This is a genomic window from Sorangium sp. So ce1153 (genome assembly GCF_051521595.1).
Taxonomy (GTDB): Bacteria; Myxococcota_A; Polyangia; order Polyangiales; family Polyangiaceae; genus Sorangium.
This window is the reverse complement of the sequence record NZ_CP150361.1, coordinates 1,473,022-1,490,403: the sequence shown is the minus strand read 5'-3', so window position 1 is coordinate 1,490,403 and position 17,382 is coordinate 1,473,022. Positions and strand designations below refer to the sequence as shown.

Annotated in this window: 16 protein-coding genes; 6 read left to right on the top strand and 10 right to left on the bottom strand. The window is 71.6% G+C overall.

Annotation, left to right across the window (positions count from 1 at the left end):
* Positions 1–29: 29 nt before the first annotated feature.
* A complete protein-coding gene (locus WME85_RS05335; RefSeq protein ID WP_437835727.1) occupies positions 30–659 on the top strand; it encodes a DUF1990 family protein in 630 nt (209 codons plus the stop codon).
* A 90-nt stretch (positions 660–749) separates the two neighbouring features.
* Here the strand turns inward: WME85_RS05335 and WME85_RS05330 are convergent, their stop codons facing one another.
* From WME85_RS05330 to WME85_RS05320, 3 genes are all read right to left on the bottom strand, one after another.
* Positions 750–2,048, bottom strand: coding sequence for an aminotransferase class V-fold PLP-dependent enzyme (locus tag WME85_RS05330; protein ID WP_437835725.1), 1,299 nt, complete (start codon positions 2,046–2,048; stop codon positions 750–752).
* Between the two features lie 518 nt (positions 2,049–2,566).
* Entirely contained in the window at positions 2,567–2,974 is a 408-nt protein-coding gene (locus tag WME85_RS05325; protein WP_437842243.1) for a bifunctional diaminohydroxyphosphoribosylaminopyrimidine deaminase/5-amino-6-(5-phosphoribosylamino)uracil reductase RibD, read from the bottom strand.
* Positions 2,975–3,048: 74 nt separating this feature from the next.
* Positions 3,049–3,657 (bottom strand): aldo/keto reductase, encoded by a 609-nt coding sequence (locus tag WME85_RS05320; protein ID WP_437835723.1) that lies wholly within the window; start codon positions 3,655–3,657, stop codon positions 3,049–3,051.
* Between the two features lie 705 nt (positions 3,658–4,362).
* Here WME85_RS05320 and WME85_RS05315 point away from each other — a divergent pair.
* Entirely contained in the window at positions 4,363–5,604 is a 1,242-nt protein-coding gene (locus WME85_RS05315; RefSeq protein WP_437835721.1) for a right-handed parallel beta-helix repeat-containing protein, read from the top strand.
* 25 nt (positions 5,605–5,629) lie between these two features.
* Here WME85_RS05315 and WME85_RS05310 read toward each other — a convergent pair whose 3' ends face one another.
* The 4 genes from WME85_RS05310 to WME85_RS05295 all read right to left on the bottom strand — a co-directional run bounded on the left by WME85_RS05310 (position 5,630) and on the right by WME85_RS05295 (position 9,784).
* Entirely contained in the window at positions 5,630–6,172 is a 543-nt protein-coding gene (locus WME85_RS05310; RefSeq protein WP_437842241.1) for a GFA family protein, read from the bottom strand.
* 5 nt (positions 6,173–6,177) lie between these two features.
* The gene (locus WME85_RS05305) at positions 6,178–6,819 is read right to left on the bottom strand and encodes a TetR/AcrR family transcriptional regulator (RefSeq protein ID WP_437835718.1); all 642 of its coding nucleotides are present in this window, start codon (positions 6,817–6,819) and stop codon (positions 6,178–6,180) included.
* 87 nt (positions 6,820–6,906) lie between these two features.
* On the bottom strand, positions 6,907–8,589 hold the full coding sequence (locus WME85_RS05300; RefSeq protein WP_437835717.1) for a right-handed parallel beta-helix repeat-containing protein: 1,683 nt from the start codon (positions 8,587–8,589) through the stop codon (positions 6,907–6,909).
* 253 nt (positions 8,590–8,842) lie between these two features.
* Positions 8,843–9,784, bottom strand: a complete 942-nt coding sequence (locus WME85_RS05295) for a helix-turn-helix domain-containing protein (protein ID WP_437835715.1) — start codon at positions 9,782–9,784, stop codon at positions 8,843–8,845.
* A gap of 151 nt (positions 9,785–9,935) precedes the next feature.
* Between WME85_RS05295 and WME85_RS05290 the strand changes: the two genes are divergently transcribed.
* The 4 genes from WME85_RS05290 (at position 9,936) to WME85_RS05275 (ending at position 12,620) form a co-directional block, all read left to right on the top strand.
* Positions 9,936–10,448, top strand: coding sequence for a nuclear transport factor 2 family protein (locus tag WME85_RS05290; RefSeq protein ID WP_437835713.1), 513 nt, complete (start codon positions 9,936–9,938; stop codon positions 10,446–10,448).
* Positions 10,445–11,353, top strand: a complete 909-nt coding sequence (locus tag WME85_RS05285; RefSeq protein ID WP_437835711.1) for an NAD-dependent epimerase/dehydratase family protein — start codon at positions 10,445–10,447, stop codon at positions 11,351–11,353. The genes WME85_RS05290 and WME85_RS05285 overlap by 4 nt, the downstream gene beginning before the upstream one ends.
* A 207-nt stretch (positions 11,354–11,560) precedes the next feature.
* Entirely contained in the window at positions 11,561–11,968 is a 408-nt protein-coding gene (locus WME85_RS05280) for a PAS domain-containing protein (protein WP_437835708.1), read from the top strand.
* Positions 11,922–12,620 carry an STAS domain-containing protein gene (locus WME85_RS05275; protein ID WP_437835706.1) on the top strand — a complete coding sequence of 233 codons (699 nt, stop codon included), beginning with the start codon at positions 11,922–11,924 and terminating at the stop codon, positions 12,618–12,620. Before WME85_RS05280 ends, WME85_RS05275 begins: the two co-directional genes overlap by 47 nt.
* A gap of 255 nt (positions 12,621–12,875) precedes the next feature.
* Here the strand turns inward: WME85_RS05275 and WME85_RS05270 are convergent, their stop codons facing one another.
* From WME85_RS05270 to WME85_RS05260, 3 genes are all read right to left on the bottom strand, one after another.
* Positions 12,876–15,197 carry a hypothetical protein gene (locus WME85_RS05270; protein WP_437835704.1) on the bottom strand — a complete coding sequence of 774 codons (2,322 nt, stop codon included), beginning with the start codon at positions 15,195–15,197 and terminating at the stop codon, positions 12,876–12,878.
* 233 nt (positions 15,198–15,430) lie between these two features.
* Entirely contained in the window at positions 15,431–15,901 is a 471-nt protein-coding gene (locus WME85_RS05265) for a hypothetical protein (RefSeq protein ID WP_437835703.1), read from the bottom strand.
* The gene (locus tag WME85_RS05260; RefSeq protein ID WP_437835701.1) at positions 15,873–17,222 is read right to left on the bottom strand and encodes an ABC transporter substrate-binding protein; all 1,350 of its coding nucleotides are present in this window, start codon (positions 17,220–17,222) and stop codon (positions 15,873–15,875) included. The genes WME85_RS05265 and WME85_RS05260 overlap by 29 nt, the downstream gene beginning before the upstream one ends.
* Positions 17,223–17,382 lie beyond the last annotated feature (160 nt).

Sequence of the window (17,382 nt, the reverse complement as noted above, 5' to 3'; positions counted from 1 at the left end):
CGCGCCTCGGGCCCGCTATAGTGCCTCGCGTGCTCTCCCGCTCCAGGCCACCGGACGCCGCGGTCCGCGCCTTCCTCGCCCGCCAGGCGGGGCGGCCGCTCTCGTACGCGGAGGTCGGCTGCACCGGCGCCGGCGGCGGCCCCGCGCGGCCTCCCGCCGGCTTCAACGTCGACCACCACCGCGCCGCGCTCGGCCAGGGCGCCGAGCGCTTCGACCGCGCCGTCGAGGCGATGCGGCGCTGGGCGCAGTTCCGGCTCGGCTGGGTCGAGCTCTGCTACCCCGACGCGCCCCTCGAGCCCGGCGTCACCGTGGGGATCCTCGTCCATGTGCTCGGGATCCACTGGCTCAACGCGTGCCGGGTCGTCTACACCGTCGACGAGACGAGCGGCCCTGTTCGCAGGTTCGGCTTCGCCTACGGCACGTTCGAGGAGCACGGCGAGCGCGGCGAGGAGCGCTTCCTCGTCGAGCACGACGAGCGCTCCGGCGAGGTCGCCTACGAGATCTTCGCCGTCTCCAGGCCGAACCACATCCTCGCCAGGCTGGGCGCTCCCTACGCGCGCACCGTCCAGCGGCGCTTCGCCCGCGACTCGATGAGCGCCATGCGCCGCGCCGTGGCCCCCTCGCCGCACGGCGAGCCGGGCCCCGCGCGCTCCCCGTGACCCGGCCCGCGCCCTGACGCGAGCGCCCGGCCCTGACGCGAGCGCCCGGCCCTCACGCGAGCGCCCGGCCCTCACGCGAGCGCCCGGCCCTCACGCGAGCGCCCGGACAGCGCGCAGCACCGCCTCCACGTCCGCCTCCGAGCTGAGCAGGCTCGGCGCGACGCGGGCGTAGGAGGTCGCGTACGGCGAGGTCGACGCGATGATCTTCCGCTCCCGGAGCCTCGTCACGACGGCCGCGGGCGTCAGCCCCGCGACCTCGAAGCAGACGAGCCCCGCGGAGACCGCCTCGTCGAGCGGCGTGTGCAGCGTGACGTGCCCCATCCCCTTGAGCCCTTCCTTGCACTGCCGGTTCAGCGCATGGATGCGGGCCGCGACCCTGGCCTTGCCGATGCGCCGGTGGAACGCGAACGCCGCGGGCAGCGCCCAGCGGTGCTCGAAGGAGTGGAACCCCCCGGGAGACATCATGTTCGCCGTGGTGGGCGGCGCCGGCCGCCCCGCGAGCCAGGCCCCGTATCCCTCCCGGCCGAAGTGCGGAACGCTCGGGCGCAGCAGCGGCCAGAGCTCGGCCCTGCCCCAGAGCACGCCCGTGCCCCGCGGCCCGAAGATCCATTTGTGACAGCCCGCCGAGAAGAAGTCGCAGCCGAGGTCGGCCATCGTGACGTCGTCGACCCCGAAGCCGTGCACGCCGTCGACGCAGCACAGGACGCGGTCGCCAGGCGCCCGCCCCTGGTTGGCCCGGGCGACAGCCTCCGCGATGGCGCGCACCGGCGTCTTCACCCCCGAGCCCGAGTGGACCCACGTGATCGCCACGACCCGCGTGGCCGGGGTGATCGCCCTCTCGATCGCGCCCGCCATCTCCGCCGCCGTCGCGGCGCTGCTCCGCTCGTACAGCGCGATCTTCCGCACCGTCGCGCCCGTCCGCTCCGCCGCGAGCCGGAGCGACTCGTGCGTGGCGTAATGGTCGTGCGCCGTCGTGAGGACCTCGTCGCCGGCCCTGAGCGGCAAGCCGAGGTACAGCGAGGCGAGCCCCATGGTGGTGCTGTCCGTCAGCGCGATCTCGTCGGCCCTGACGCCCATGTACGCCGCGGCGGCCTCCCGCACCGGCGCCGGGTCGTCGTGGTCGTGCAGCGCGTCCACCGGATTGTCGTCGAGCTCCCTCCGCAGCGCCTCGATCGCCTCGCGCACAGGCCGCGGGTGCGACGCGAGCAGGAAGCTCGCCATGTGGATCCACGCCGGCGACGCATCGAACTCGTCCCGGACGCGCTGCCACTCGTCGGCGGGCGCCCGTGGCCGGTCGCTCGCGGCGATCGCCGGCCCCGGGGCCGCGCAGCCCGCGGCGCCGAGCGCCAGCAGGCCTTCGAGCAGGCTTCGCCTGGGTAGCTTCGTCATCCTCGTCTCCTCCTTCGATGCCCGGCGCAGCCGCTCCGGAGCCGCACGCGCGCGAGCGCTCGCCTGGAGCGACAAACGGGTTGAAACCACGAAAAGAAGCAGAATTTCACAGGGAGGCGGGGAGGCGGGGAGCGAGAGACGGCAAGAGGGAGAAATTCATTTTTTTCTTCCTCCCCGCCTCCCCGCCTCCCTGTGAAAATTCTCCGGGTTTCAACGTGATCGATGTTCCAGGAGCGCCGCGCCTCCGCGAGCAGGGGAGTCTCCCCTCCCCGCTCCGCGCATGCCACGGAGTATGCACGGGCGCCGCGAACAATGTAAGCATTCGAAAAGAATGATGTTTTCGCGACAACAGCAGCCGGCGACGGTCCGCCGTTTCAGCGCTGTCCCTTCACGCGGCGTGAGCTCGAACTTCCCGGCTCACCGCAGATCCCTTGTATGCGGCGTGCATCGCGAGGACACGCCGCCACCGCCGGATCCTGGATGGGCTCTTCCGCTCGCCGCGGCCGCGTCAGATGGGCTCAGCGGATGAGGTACCTGCCGAGGAACGCCTCGACGTCGCCGGCGAGCGTCCCGACCTCGACGGGGATGCCGGCGGCGCGCAGCAGCGCGACCCCGCGGCCGAGGTTCCTGGGATCGCTGTCGATCACCGCGACGAACACGGCGCCGATGCGCCGGTGGATCAGCGCCCTGGCGCACGACGGCGTGCGGCCGAAGAACGAGCAAGGCTCCAGCGTCACGAACGCGGCGCAGTCCGAGACGTCGCCGGGCAGCGCCGAGAGCGCCATCGCCTCGGCGTGGTGGCAGCCGGGCGCCTGCGTGAACCCCTCCGCGACGATGCTCCCGCCGCGCACCACGACGCAGCCCACGGGCGGGTTGGGGCGGCAGCGCGGCAGCGCCCCGCGCGACACCTCCAGCGCCCTCGCCATGAAGCGCCGCTTCTCGGCCTCGCTGTACGAGAAGCGAGCGCCCCGCGGGATCCGCGCCTCGACGGCCAGCGCGCTCACGGCGCCGGGCTCGGGTACCGGGCGTGGATCTGGTCGATCTCGGCGAGCACGTCCTTGTCGAGCACCACGCCCGCGCTCTTCACGTTCTCCTCGAGCTGCTCGAGCGTCGTCGCCCCGACGATGGTGCTCGCCACGAACCAGCGGCTCCGCACGAAGGCGAGCGCGAGCGTCGCCGGGGTCGCGCCGAACTGCGGCACGTACCGATCGGGCCAGTGGATCTGGTAGAGATCGATGTAATCGGTCCTGAGGCGACGCAGGCTGTCCTCGACCGCCCGCCGGACGTTCGCGCGGTTGACCGCGAGCGAGCCCTCGCGGATCCACGAGAAGGGCCGGCCCGGCCCGGCGATCTTCGTCGCGAGGACCACCTTGTCGCGCGGCCTCTGGCTCAGCCACTCGCCCACGTAGCTCTCCGTGCGCCCCTGCGTCTCGGCGCGGGTCGGCACGGGGTACATCTCGGCGGCGTCGACGAAGTTGATCCCGGCGTCGAACGCGTGGTCGAGCTGCGCTTTCGCTTCCTCGAGCGTGTTCTGCTCGCCGAACGTCATCGTCCCAAGGCAGAGCTCCGAGACCCGGAGCTCGCTGTCACCCAGCTGTCGGTAGTTCATCGCTGTTCCGTCCGTTCCCGGCCCCGTACCACGGCCCGGCGCCACTGTCCACCATAACGGACGAAACTTCTCTTATAACGGACACGCGCGCCGCGCCACCGACGCGCCACGGACCGGGCCAGCTCGAACATCGCGGTCGCGCCGCGCTCAGCATGTCCGCGGAGACGCGCTCTTCCCCGCCGCGGGTGCCCGCGGCGCCGGCCATCGTGGAGCGGATCAACATCACTCCAGAGCAGGTCATCCCCTTGCGGCGGAGTTCATTGCAGCCCATGAAGCCGACGATGACGCCCAGTCGCGGGCGGATGGCGCCGTCGCGCACGGACCGACGCCCGACCACGACGTCATTGTCTCCGTTGCAGCGAGATGCGTTTAAGCATTGCGAGCGTGCTCGACAGGGCTTATCATTCTTCCGCTTTCGGTAATCTTTAGAAACTCGCCCAGAGGACCTCCGCACAGAACAGACGCGGACGCCGCTGCCGCCGTTCCCGCAGCGGCGTCGATGGCGAGGTCTGCGATCCACCGTGACCCGACGTCATGGCTGAACGGCTCGGGGTGAAGAGATCTCGGACGGTGCTGGGCGCTCTTCGAGCGCAACGCCGATGATCCCCGGCGCGACGCACGACGCCGGCGCCCCGGGACGTTCACGAGCGTTCGCGCGTTCGTTCGTGACGTTCGACATCCTCCATATTGAGCCAGGAGCTGGACATGAACAGCGCTCTATCCCTGTTGACGTTCATCGCAGTCGCTCTGATCCATGGGCCGGCGGCAGCGACGACATTTTATGTCGACGACACCGGCGACGACGCGAATGACGGATTGACCCCTCGAACGGCGTGGGCGACGCTCCAGCACGCCGTCGACACCATCGGTCCTGGCGACACCGCCCTCGTGCTGGAGGGGCTCTACGAGGGGTGTCGTATCGAGAGCTCAGGCGAGGCCGGCCGGCCCAAGACCCTGCGGGCAGCGCCACCCTGGGGAGCCGTGGTGGTCGAGCCCGGGCCAAATAACCAGCATGGCAGCAACATCGAGGTCGAGTTGTTCGACGGCGTCGTCGAGCACTGGGTGATCGACGGCTTCGAGATCGTCGACGGCCCCCGATCCGGCGTCGACGTGCGCGGCACGCGCGACATCACCGTCCAGAAATGCCATGTCCACGACAGCGGGAGAACCGGGATCTTCACGGCGTTCAGCGACGGCGTGGTCGTCCAGTACAACGAGTCCGAGCTCAACGGCGAGCACGGAGTTTACATCAGCAACAGCGGCGACTTCCCCGTGGTTCGCGGCAATCTCCTCCACGACAACTTCGCGTCCGGCGTTCACATGAACGGCGACAGGACCATAACGCCCGGCGACGGGCTCATCAGCTTCGCCACGGTGGAGGCCAACGTCATCTGGGAGAACGGCGTCGGCGGCGCCTCGGCCATCAACTGCGACGGCGTCAGCGACAGCGTCATCCGGAGCAACCTGCTCTACAGGAACCACGCGAGCGGGCTCTCTCTCTATGCCATCGACGGCAGCGAGGGCTCCAGCCGCAACGAGGTGTACAACAACACCATCGTGATGGCGGAAGACAGCCGCTGGGTGGTCAACATCCCCGAGTCGCCCGAAGGCATCTCCAACCCGAGGTGCAACAAGATCGTGAACAACATCCTCTACACGCCGCGCCTCGACAGGGGATCGATCCTGATCTATCCGGGGGGCGCGGAGGACCCTTGCTTCAAGAGCGATTACAACGTGGTCGTGGACCGCTTCAGCAGGGACAACGGCGCCACGATCATCAGCCTCGCGAGGTGGCGGCGAACCACGGGCCAGGACAGACACTCGCTCCTCGCGCCGTCGGGTATTTCGTTCGTCGATCTGGTGAGCGACGGACAGCGGCTGCGCGCCGGCTCTCCGGCGACAGGCAGCGAGCTCTTCCCCGGGAGCGCCGCGCCGGACGAGCCGTGAGGGATCCCTCGGCCGCTCGGCGAGGTCATCTCGGGACTCCACCGTCGAGCGGTCCGTTCACGAAGTCGACCCTGGGGACCCGGAACCGCATCGCGATCCAGGCGCCGAGGAGCTTCACGTAGAACATGAAGGGCTGGGTCCTGCCGTTGGGCACGTCCTGCGGCAGCTCCGTGCCCTCCGGCAGGTCTTCGGTCATCGTACGCATCTCGAGCGGCGGCAGCGTCCCGAGCGGCCACCTGAGGCCGTAGAGGCTGAGCCAGTGGCCATCCGTGAACTCGAGGAAGAAGGGCGTATTACAGCAAGCGGCGACCACCCGGCGCGTCTTCGACGCAGGCTGAAGGCGATGCTCCTTGAGGTGAGCCGCTCCGGCCGCGCAGCGGACTCGATCCTTGCGGTAGAGCACGAAGCGCGTCGCGCCCGACGCTTCGAGGAGCTTCGGAGCGCCGGGGAGAGACTCGAGCGCTGCGCCGGCGGCTCGGCAGCTGTTGCAGTAGCACTCCACGCTCACGAGGTGCCGCCCCTCGAGCTCGAGGGCGGCCTGGCCGCAGGCGCACGTCAATCGCGTCATCTGTGTCACGGGCTCGTTCCTTGGGGTTCAGGGCGAGAGAACAGCAGCTTGAGGTACGTCGCGAGGTGATCGAGGCTCTCGCGCGCCACGCCGGGATCGCCCGCGGCCTTGGCGACGACAAAGGCCCCCTGAATGACCGCTTGCGTGTGCCGGGCGAGGCTCGCGGCGGAGACTTCCTGTCCACGACCGCAGGCCTCGAGCGCGGCGCGCATGTCGGGCTCGAGCGAGCTCGCGTGGCCGAGGATGCTCGCGGCGCAGGCGTCCCGGATCGCCGGCGAGCTCTCGTAGGTCTCCTGGACCAGCGTGCCCGCGAGGCACGTGAACTCCGGGAACGACCCCGCGATCAGCGCCTTGCGGAGCTCGACGTACGCCAGCACGCGATCGCGCGGATCCTCCACCTCGTGATACGGCGCCCCCGCGAAGAGCGTCGAGACCGACTCGTCCCAGTCCCGGGCGACGGCCACGCCGAGCGCTTCCTTCGTCCGGAAGTGGTGAAAGAAGGCCCCCTTCGTGACGCCTGCGGCGCCGCAGAGGTCGTCGACCGACGTCGCCGCGTAGCCCCTGGCGCGAATGAGGTGGCGCGCGGCGTCGATCAGCCGCTGCCGCGCCTCGCCCAGCTCCGGTCTCGACTTCGTCGGCCTGCCCACGACGCATACATACCGTACGGTTGGTACGTATGTCAAGGCGGCCAGACATCCTCGGCCGGGGCCGTGATGAGCTCCCTTCCGCGGATTTCACGGCGGCGGCCAGCGGACGCCGAGGCCCTGGTGCGGCGAGTCGGCGCTCAGGCGGACGTCGTCCGCGGGAGGCGGCAGCGCGCGCCACACGTCGGGGTGCTGGTCGGGCTGCTTGCCCTGGTTCTCCGCGAGCGCCTCGTAGAGCGCGCCCTGGTGCAGCGCGTACGCGCCCTTCGGGTACACCACGGCGCGCTCGTCCGGGCTGAGCGTCGCGCGGTCGGTCCACCACTCCAGGCGCCGGTAGTCCTCGTCGATCGCGCCCGACATGAAGTCGCGGAAGCGGATCCGGGGCACCTCGACGTTCGGGTTGTCCTCGGCCGTCACGCTGTCGAAGAGCCACTTGATGAACGGATAGGGCCCGTCCACCCGGTTGTCCCGGAGGACGTGCGGATTGGGCGCATTGCTGCCCACGCCGAACACCTGCACGGGCTCGTCCGTGTCGGGGTACACCTCGCCATAGTTGAAGTGGAACCCGAGGAACGTGTTGCGCTCGAAGCGGATGGTGGCGCCGGTGTCCACCGCGTGCGTGTACACGCCGCTGAGCGAGGTGTCGGCGAAGTAGTTGTCCGTGAAAGTTATCGTGTCCGCGGGCGAGCGCGGGTCGCCCTCCACGCGCGTCGGGAACAGCTCGACGAAGAGGTCGCCTGTCCCGATCACGACGTTGTGGTGGAAGCTCGAGCTGCCGTAGCGCTGGCCGAACTGCACGTTGCCGTCCTGGTAATGGTCGAACGCCGACCGCCACCGGACCGCCCCCGGCCCGAGGACGTTGTGGTGGATCTCGCAGTCCGAGCCGAGCTGCCCGACCTGGAGCGCCTCGGTGCCGGTGCGGAGAAAGCGGTTATCGTACACCTCGAGCCGCTCGAAGGCGTGCTGCGGCTGCGCCTGGGTGCTGCCGAAATAGATCCCCTCCGAGCCGACGTCGTGCACGTACAGGTCGTGGATCTTCACGTCGCGCATCGTGGCCTGTCCGTCGTCGTCGGTCTTGGCCACGACCCCGGCGAACTCGGCGCGCGCGACCTCGATCGTATCCAGCTCGAAATCCGACGCGCCGCCGCCGATCGACAGCCCTGATAAGCCCGTCTTGCTGAACCCGTCGTCGATGAATAGGCCGTAGGTCCCCTGGCTGTGGGCGAAGGCGCCCTCGGCGTGCCCCCGGAACCCCGCGTCGCCGGTCCGCGAGACGGGATCGTACCGGCCGGTCAGGATCCAGCCCTTTCCGCCCTTCAGCACGAACAGGTGGTTGGCCGCGTGACCGCCGATCTTGACCTGGCCGCCGAGGTTCGTGATCACGAGCGGCCGGTCCGCGCTGCGCTCCGGCAGGCCGCCGAGCAAGACGCTCCGGTACTCGCCGGCCGGGATGTAGAGCCGGTCGAGCGCGCTCCAGTCGACGTCCGGGAACGACGCGGGCAGATCGGGATAGGCGATCGCGGGGGGCTCGCCCTCGCTCGGGGCCGGCTCCGGCAGCGTGAAGGTGGTCCTGGCTTCGCCGAAGCGGCCGTAACTCGGGACGCCCGGAGCCTCGCCGCCGGTCCCGCCCGCGCCCGGGCCGGCGCCCGAGCCCGCGCCCGGGCCGGCGCTCGCGCCTCCGGCACCGCCGCTGCTCGCGGGCATCGGCTCCGCACCGCCGCCGCACGCCGCCACCGCGACGAGGAGGGCCCCCATCCCCAGGATTTGCCGCATGCGCCGGAGAATACGCCATCAGCTGGACGCGCCTCGCCGAAAGACGCGCGGCGCCGGACCGCCGCGGGGGCGCTGGTGTTCAGATCCCCGTCAGCGCGAGCCCGGCCGCCCCCCCCGGCGGCGGGTAGTGCTCAAATCTGGCCGGAGAGAGTTCACATGAAGGCGGGAAGGCGGGAAGATCATTGATCTTTTCTTCCCGCCTTCCCGCCTTCATGTTCAATTTTGAGCACTATCCGGCGGCGCGCCGCGCGCCTCATCCCCCCGCGCGCCCCTCCGCGAGCGCGCCGTCCTCGCGCCGCCTCGCCTGCCGGTAGCCGATGGGGCTCACGCCGTGGGCGCGCGCGAAGGCGCGCGCGAACGCGGGCTCGCTGTCGTAGCCGACGCGCGCGGCGACGACCTTCACGGGGAGCGTCGTCTCGCCGAGCAGGACCGCGGCGCGCTCGAGGCGCAGCCGGCGCACGTGGTGGCCGAGCGGCTCGCCGAGGAGCGCCGTCGCGCGCGCCGCGAACGCCGAGCGGGAGAGCCCGGCGTGGCGCGCGAGCTCCGCGAGCTCCCACGCGCGCTCGGGCGCCGCGCGCACCCGCGCGAGCGCGGCCGCGATCGGCTCGTCCCGGAGCGCCTCCCGGCGCGGCAGCGACGCCGCGGGGTCGCGCAGCGCGCTCGCGAAGAGCGCGTGCCCCCACGTCTCGCCCACGGAGCGGCGCAGCGCCGGCGACAGGTCCGGCGCCCCGGCGAGCAGCGCCAGCGTCTCGTTGAGCCAGCGCGCCAGCCCCGGCGTCTCGCCCGTGACGTGCACCGCCGGCGGCAGCAGCGCGAGCCACGGGGCGCCCGCCGCGTCGAGGTGCAGGTCGACGATGACGAGGTGCGTCTCCGGCGCGGCCGCCGTCGCCGCGGCGCCCTCGCCGACGGCGTGCATCCCGCGGCAGACGGCCTCCGGGTGATCGAGCGACGTCGACGGCCGGTCGCGAATGGCGTGCTCGTCGGCGCGCGGCAGGAACACGAGCTCCCCCGCGCCGAGCGCGAGCCGCCGCCGCGCCACGTCGACCCACCCGCCGCCGCCGAGCGCCGCGTACACCCGGGCGGACGCGCGCTGCGCCGGTCGCCGCTTGCCCCAGCGCTCGCCGAGCGCGAAGCGCATCACCTCGGTCTCGCGGACCACGACGCTCCGGGCCAGCTCGTCGAACGCGGCGGACATGGCGCCATCGACTCTACTGCGCGGGGCCACCGGCGCCAGCCCCGGACGCGCGGATCGCGGAGCCGGACGCCCTGCAATCGGGGCGTGCCTACGCTTTCCTCGCACGCGAGGCGTGCCCACGCCGCCCTCGCACACGAAAGGCAGGAACCCGATGAGCGACCCCCGACCGCATTCCCCACCGGATTCAGCGCAGCACGCCCCGCCGCGCTCTCCATCGCAGCCCCCGCCGCACGACGCCGCGCGGGCGCTCGACGCGCACCTCGCGCTGATCGGCCGCGACACGGAGGCCTGGCTCGACCTCTTCGCCGACGACGCGATCGTCGAGTTCCCGTACGCGCCCGCGCTCGGCGCGCCGGCGCTCCTCGAGGGCAAAGCGGCGATCCGGCGCTACTTCGAGGGCGCCCTGGAGAGCTTCCGCGACCTGACGTTCCGGGACGTGCGGCGATACCCCACGACCGACCCCGACGTCGCGCTCGCCGAGGCGCACGGCTCGGCGGTCATCCTCCCCGCGGGCAAACGCTACGAGCAGGACTACGTGATGCTCGTCGCGACGAGGAACGGCAAGGTCGTGAGGTACCGCGAGTACTGGAACCTCGGGCCCGTCGTCGCGGCCTTCGGCGGCGATCTCATCGCGCAGCTCAGCGCGCGCGCGGGGGCGTCATGAGCGCGCCCGCCGCGAGCGACGGGCCGCGCGTCCTGATCACCGGCGGCACGGGCAACACGGGGCGCGCCGTCGCCGCGCGGCTCGAGGCCGCCGGGGCGCGCGTGCGCCTCGCGAGCCGAGCGGCGCCCGCCCCTCGCGAGGGCCTGGATCACGCGCGCTTCGACTGGGCCGACCCCGCGACGCACGAGGGCGCGCTCCGCGGCGTCGAGCGCGCGTACCTCGTCGCGCCCTCGGTGGTCGAGGACCCCTCGGCGCTCATGCTGCCCTTCATCGACCGCGCGCTCGCGGGCGGGGTCCGCCGCCTGGTGCTGCTCAGCGCGTCGGTCGTGCCCGAGGGGGGCCCCGGGCTCGGCCTCGTCCACCGCGCGCTCCGCGAGCGCGCGCCCGAGTGGGCGGTCCTCCAGCCCTCGTGGTTCATGCAGAACTTCGTGGTTCCGCACAATTTCCGCCTCGCGGGGATCCTCGGGCCCAGCGAGATCACGACCGCGACGGGCGGCGGCCGCGTCGCCTTCGTCGACGCCGACGACATCGCGGAGGTCGCCGCGCGCGCGCTCCTCGACGGCGCGCCGCACAACGCCGCGCACGTCATCACCGGTCCAGAGGCGCTCAGCTACGATGACGTCGCGGCCATCCTCTCCGAGGTCGCCGGCCGCGCGATACGCCACGTCCGCGCCGACGAGGCCGCCGCGCGCGCGCACCTCGTCCAGGCGGGGGTGCCCGCGCCCTACGCCGCGCTGCTCGTGCGGCTCGATCTCGCGATCCGCGACGGGGCGGAAGACCGCGTGACCGACACGGTCCAGCGCGTCACCGGCCGCGCGCCCCGCGCCTTCCGCGACTTCGCGCGCGCCCACGCGCACGTCTTCCACGAGCCCACGCGCGCGCGCCGCGACGGCGCGGTCGCGTGAACGTCCCGGTCAGCCGGGCCGGACCGCGCGCGCCATGAGAACCAGCCTCGCGGGCTCTGCAGAACAATCGCCCTCACGCCGCGGCTAACACCTCTCGTCCGCACAGCCGTTCTCTTGTAGTCTGGGCCGGTGCTGGCGGACGGCGCCTCTCCGGAGGTCGCCCAGCCTCACGGGGTGAAGAGGAAGCACGGCCAGGGGAGGTGAGCCATGGGTATGCGGAACCGCTTTGAAGACTGGCAGGAGTTCCTGGACAACGCCTCACTGGGCGTCCACCTCGTCGACGCGAACGGCAAGATCCTGTGGGCGAACAAGCTCGAGCTGGAGATGCTCGGCTACCGGCCCGAGGAGTACATCGACCGACACGTCGCGGATTTCCACGTCGACAAGGACGTGGTCGACCAGATCCTCTGCACCCTCTCCGGCAACGGCAAGCTGCTCTCGTACCCGGCCCGCCTCCGCGCGAAGGACGGCAGCGTCAAACACGTGCTCGTCAACTCGAACGTCTACAAGCGGGACGGTCAGTTCATCCACACGCGCTGCTTCACGAGCTGTATCTCGGAGCTCGTCTATGAGCAGCTCAGGGGGGAGCTGGTCCGGGGCCGCCGTGCGGGGTGATCGCGTCCAGGCGATCCTGCGCTACGTCGATCGGCTGAAGCAGGGCGACCTGGACGCCGAGCTCGGCGCTCCGGGCGCCGGCGATGATCTCGGCGCGATCGAGGCGGCGCTGCGCGAGCTGGGCGACGCGCTCCGGGAGCGGGAGGAGCTCGTGCAGGTCGCCCAGGGCGCCGCCGCGGCCAACCTGCGGCGGCTCGACGACCTCGCGCAGGAGCTCTCGCGTACGCGGGAGATCAACCAGGAGCAGCAGGAGACGATCCGCACGCTGTCCACGCCGCTCATCCAGGTGTGGGAGGGGGTGCTGATGATGCCCGTGCTCGGCGCGGTCGACCTCCGCCGGGCCGAGGAGATGATGCAGGCGCTCCTCGACGCGGTGACCCGCTCCCAGTGCCGGGCGGTGATCATCGACCTGACGGGCGTCGAGTCGATCGACGCCGCGCTCGGGGGCCTGCTCCTGTCGCTGGTGCGCGCGGTGGAGCTCCTCGGCGCGCGGGGCATCATCGTGGGCATCCGCCCCGAGGTGGCGCGCGGCCTCCTCGCGGACGGCGTGGACATCTCGCGGGTAGCCACCCTGTCGAGGCTCCGCGACGCCCTCGTCCTCTGCATGGGCCAGGCGCAGGGGCGCCCCGCGCTGCGGAGCAGCCTCAGATAGGCGCTGCGCCGCCCAGGTTCTTCCTGGTGCGGGGAAGCGTGAAGAAGAGAAGAAGAAAACCACAGAGGCACAGAGGACACAGAGGACAAGAGAATAGTTAGTAGATTTTATTTTTCTGTGTCTCTGTGGCTTCTTCTCTCTTCTGCCCTCTGTGCCCTCTGTGCCTCTGTGGTTATTTCTCTCTGAAACCACGACTACCCTTGAGAGCGCGGTTTGACCGCCAGCTCACGGGCACGCTGCTCCGGCCCGGAGCGCTCAGTCGAGCGGCACGGACGAGAAGGCCGAGCCGACCAGGTAATCGCGCGCGTCGACGCCCCGCTCGCGCGCGAGGGCCAGCGGCACGGGGCGGTAGAGCAGCGTGGCCGTGACGTTCGCCTCGTCGCAGCCCGCGGGGATCACGAAGCCGTGCGACGTCAGCGCGAAGCTCCCCGGCGGGATGCGGTTGTCGCTGGCGATGTCGACGGCGCGGTGCTGCAGCGCGTGCCGCGCGCCCGCCGGATCGACGAGCACCTTGGCGAAGGTGTAGCCCGCGGCCCCGGCGAACGCGGCCGCGGGCTGGCCGTCCTCGTGCGCCCCGGGGAGCGGCGCGCCGAGGTAGACGATATCCCCGTCCCGGGCCGGGATCTCGCCGCTCAGGGTGAGCGCGCCGCCGCCCGCGGAGACCACCCGCGCCTCGCCGACCGGCGCGCGGACCTCGAGCCCCTTGTCCGCAGGGTCGAGCGACGGATCCGCGAAGCGGCCGACGCCGCTGTAATCGTCGTACACGCCGGTCGGCCGCACGGCGCGCACCACGTCCCCCACCCTCGCGCGCGCCGCGCCCGCCGGCCAGGCGAGCACGGCGCCCGCCAGGCTCGCGTCGCCGCCCAGGCGCCCCTCCGCGAGCGCGCCGCCCGTGTCGTTCACCGTCATACCGCGCGACGGCGCCATCGGCGCGCCGCACGCCTCCGCGGTGACGAGGAGCACGAGCGCCCGCATCGGCTCCCCGGTCGGGACCGCGTGGCCCGCGAGCCCGCTGACGACGGCGACCTCGACCGCGAGCTCGCCCGACGCCGCCATCGCGGAGGCGACGCGCACCTCGACCGCCTCCTGGAGGAGCCGCGGCGCGCGCGGCGCGCCATCGAGGGGCCCGCGGAAGCCGTGCGAGAGCACCGTCCCCGGCGGGCGGACGAAGCCGAGCTCGATGCTCGCGTTCGTCTCGTCGGTCAGGTCGACGCTGCTCTTCAGCGAGGGCACCTCCGGCATGTGGCACGACTGGCACTGCGACTCCGGGCGGTTCCACGAGCTCCCGGCCCACTCGGAGAACGTCTCGTGGATCGGCAGCCCGTCGGGCCAGCGCGCCGGGTCGAGCGCCGCGCCCGGCAGGAGCGCCGCCTGCTTCTGCTCGTGGCAGCCGCCGCAGAACGCCGAGGTCGAGTACTTCGGCTGGTAGCTCCCGCCCATGAACTTGCTCGGCACGTCCGGCCGCGGCCCGAACATCACCTGCGCGAGCTTCGCGAAGGGGTCGGCCGAGATCCGCTCCCGCGGGCGCTGGATCATCAGGGCGCCCGCGACGCCGGGCGGCTTGCTCAGGTCGACGTCGCGGACCTTGTGGCAGGCGTCGCAGTGATTCCCCTTCTCGAAGGCGATGCCGGTGGCCTCCAGGAGATCGCGCCCGCCCGCGGGGCCGTCCATGCCCGCGGCGTGGCAGTCGGCGCACGCGCCGAACGCCGCCGGTCGCCCCGCCGCGGGCAGCGCGGGGTCGTCGCACGACGGCTGCGCTTCCCCGCCGCAGGAAGCGTTGAGGTCCGGCAGCACGCCGCCGCCGAGATAGCACCGCATCGCGGCCTCCCCCTCGCTGCCCGGGACGCGCCCCGCCCGCCAGCGCCCGCCCGCGGCCGTGCACGCGTCCTCGTCGGCGTGGGCCAGCGAGACCCCCGCATAGACGGCCTGGAGCAGCGGGCTCCGGGCCGACCGCGCGTGCCCCGACCCGAGGAACTGGGCCACCAGCGTCGTGTGGCAGTGGTCGCAGTACCGCGTCGAGTTGTGGGGGTCGCCGTCGCCCGGGTCCCCGTAGCTGTAGCCGAGCGCGTTGTCCGGCGGCGAGACGTGGCGGAGCGCGATCTCCACCGGCCCCTCCGGGACGAGCTCGAACTCGATGCCGTCCGTCCGGTACCCCACCTTCGCGGCGACGAGCGTCGGTTGGCCCGGGATGTCGCGCGTGATCTCGATGGAGAAAGCGCCGTCGGGCCCGGTCACCATGTCCGGCTCCCCGCCGGCCTGCATCACGAGGGCGCCCTCGAGCGGCGACGCGCCGTCGGTGACCACCCCGGTCACGACGAACGTGCGCGGCAGCTCCTCAGGGGCGCCGCCGAAGCCCGTGACGGCGCTCACGCCGGTGGTCGTCACCGGGTGCGCGCCGGCGCCGCCCTGCCCGGCGCCGCCCTGTCCGCCCGGCGGCGGCGCCGCGTCCGAGCAAGCGCCGCCGAGAAGGCACGCGGCGAGCGCCGCGGGGCCCAGCGAGGCGCCGGGCCGACCCAGGGTTCGCGCCGCCATCCGCGCCACGGAGACCTCGTCGGCGACGACCGCTGCCCGCTTCATGCGCGCTCCTGCTCTCTCTTGCTTCTTCGGTGAGGACGCCGTCGGATCGACCGCGGGCCGAGCGCCGCCCCCGGCCGAGGCTCCGCCAGGGTGGTCCCGCGGCGCGCGGTCACGGGACCATAGCAGACCGCGCGGCCCGGTCCGGCGCCGTCGGGGCCCTGGGTCCTCGGGCTCCGAGCGCCCGCCTCCGCCGCGCGAGGCGCTCCTCGAGCCACGACACGCTACTGGACGCGCTACTGATTGACGCCGAGCGCGTCGAGGTGGTCGTTATAGGCGTCGATATCGGTCGCCATGACCACGTCGAGGCCAGTGTTGACGCGGAACTCGTCGACCATCAGCGGAGCGAGGATCGTCTTGGTCGCGTCGAGGCCGATGTGCTTGATGCCGTAGAGGATGTAGGGCACGAGGTAGCCCTCGTAGTACTGCCGCTGAGTGTGTGTGGCCTTGATGGGCGCGGGGCTCTCCACCGTGGAGTAGGTGCCGGGTGCATCGCTCGATCCGCACGCCGCCGTCATCAGCGTGAGCCCGAAGCCGTCATCCAGCGTCGTCCTGTCGTCGTCATGAGGCTCCTCCCCCTCCGTGGTTCGCTCGCCCGCGCGCAGCGCCCCCTGCCTGCGCCAGACTCGCCCGCGCGCAGCGCCCCCTGCCTGCGCCAGCGTCGAGCTCGCATCGAGATCAATTCCAGGACTTGCACGTGACGGCAACGGGGTCCAGATCCACGAAGGCATCACCGCGGACGGTCCACGTTTGCATGAAATGATGCTCGTTTGCCCCGTATTCGTCGAACTCGTATTCTGCGGCCGCTCCCACGTACCGGAGAGGTACCCCCGCGCGAAGCCTGGCCATCGCCGTCTTCAGATCTCGCCACGAGGCGGTCTCGTTGGCGGGGCTGTTGAGGTCGCGGATGATCTGCTGCAGCTCGTGCCCAGACTCGGGAATCACCCCGTGCTTCGCCTCTGCGTACGCGAGGCCCATCGCGATGAGGACGACACCGTCGTAGTAGAAGTGCGCCGCCGGGAACGGCGCCTCACGGTCCCACCGGCGGGAGAAGCGCTCGATGAAGGCGGCGGCGTTCTCGGTCGTGCAGTCGACCGTCTCTCGGACCGCGTCCGTGATATGGCACTCGTTCTGCAGGCTGAGCGAGGGCGTGACCCCGACGTATCCATCGAGAGAGCCTGTAGGGATGTTGGCGAGGAGCACCTCGGTGCGCAGCGCTGGACCGAGAAACCAGGTACCCGGGCGTCCGGAGGCGGTCCATTCGGTCACGATGGTCGAGCCGGTGAGCGGGTAGGCCGCCAGCAACGTGCGCTCGGCGTCGTATGCGAAGCCGGATTTGAGCTCATTCGTGTACGCCTGTTCGCCCGAGTTGAACGTCGTCGAGGGCAGGTCATCGCCCCCGAGCTCCACGAAGGCGGTGATGAACCGGCTGCTGACGGTGGCGTTGTAGTCGTCCCGCGCGGCGAGGCTATTGACGGTGGCGACGCCATCGCGGACGGCGAGCTTCGCCAGCGCGCAGCCGATGGCAAACGGGGAAGGGGCGAGCCGCATCCAGCCTCCCCTCGTATCACTGCGCGCGACGGAAGGCGCGGCATACCCCGGCAGCATGAGAAAGGCGTCGATCGCCCTGATCTCCGGCGCGATCTCGAGGGCGAGAGCGTTCTCTTCGGGCCCTACCACGTAGTCGACATGCTCCGAGTGGAGCAGCTCGAGCAGCGAGCTCACCCCGCGCTCCGTGCTCGAGTGGCTGTCTCGGCTCAAGATGTCGAACGGCCTCCCGTCGAGCCCGCCCGCGGCGTTCAGGTCCTCTATCGCGAGCAACATGGCCTTCTCGAGGTTGCCGCCGATGGCCGACTCTCTCCCGGAGAAGGGCAGGATGGCCCCGATGACGACCGCGTTATCGGGGTGACCGGGCTCCGCCGGCGCGCAGGCTGACGAGACCAGCGACACGAGGCCCGCGAGCAACGAGATCTTCGTACCGTGCAGGCGGCCGCGATCATGGAACCACTGCTGGTATCGATGATACATGCCCTTACCCTCGGGGCACTGCACCACGTGGAGGACAGAGCTGTCAAGGGTGCATCGATGAACCTGAACGGCGGTTTTGGAGTCGAGTGGTTAGCCTACGTCACTGGGCCCCACGAGACCGCACGGGTGCGCTGATGTAGCCCGGTGCGCTCGCTCCGCG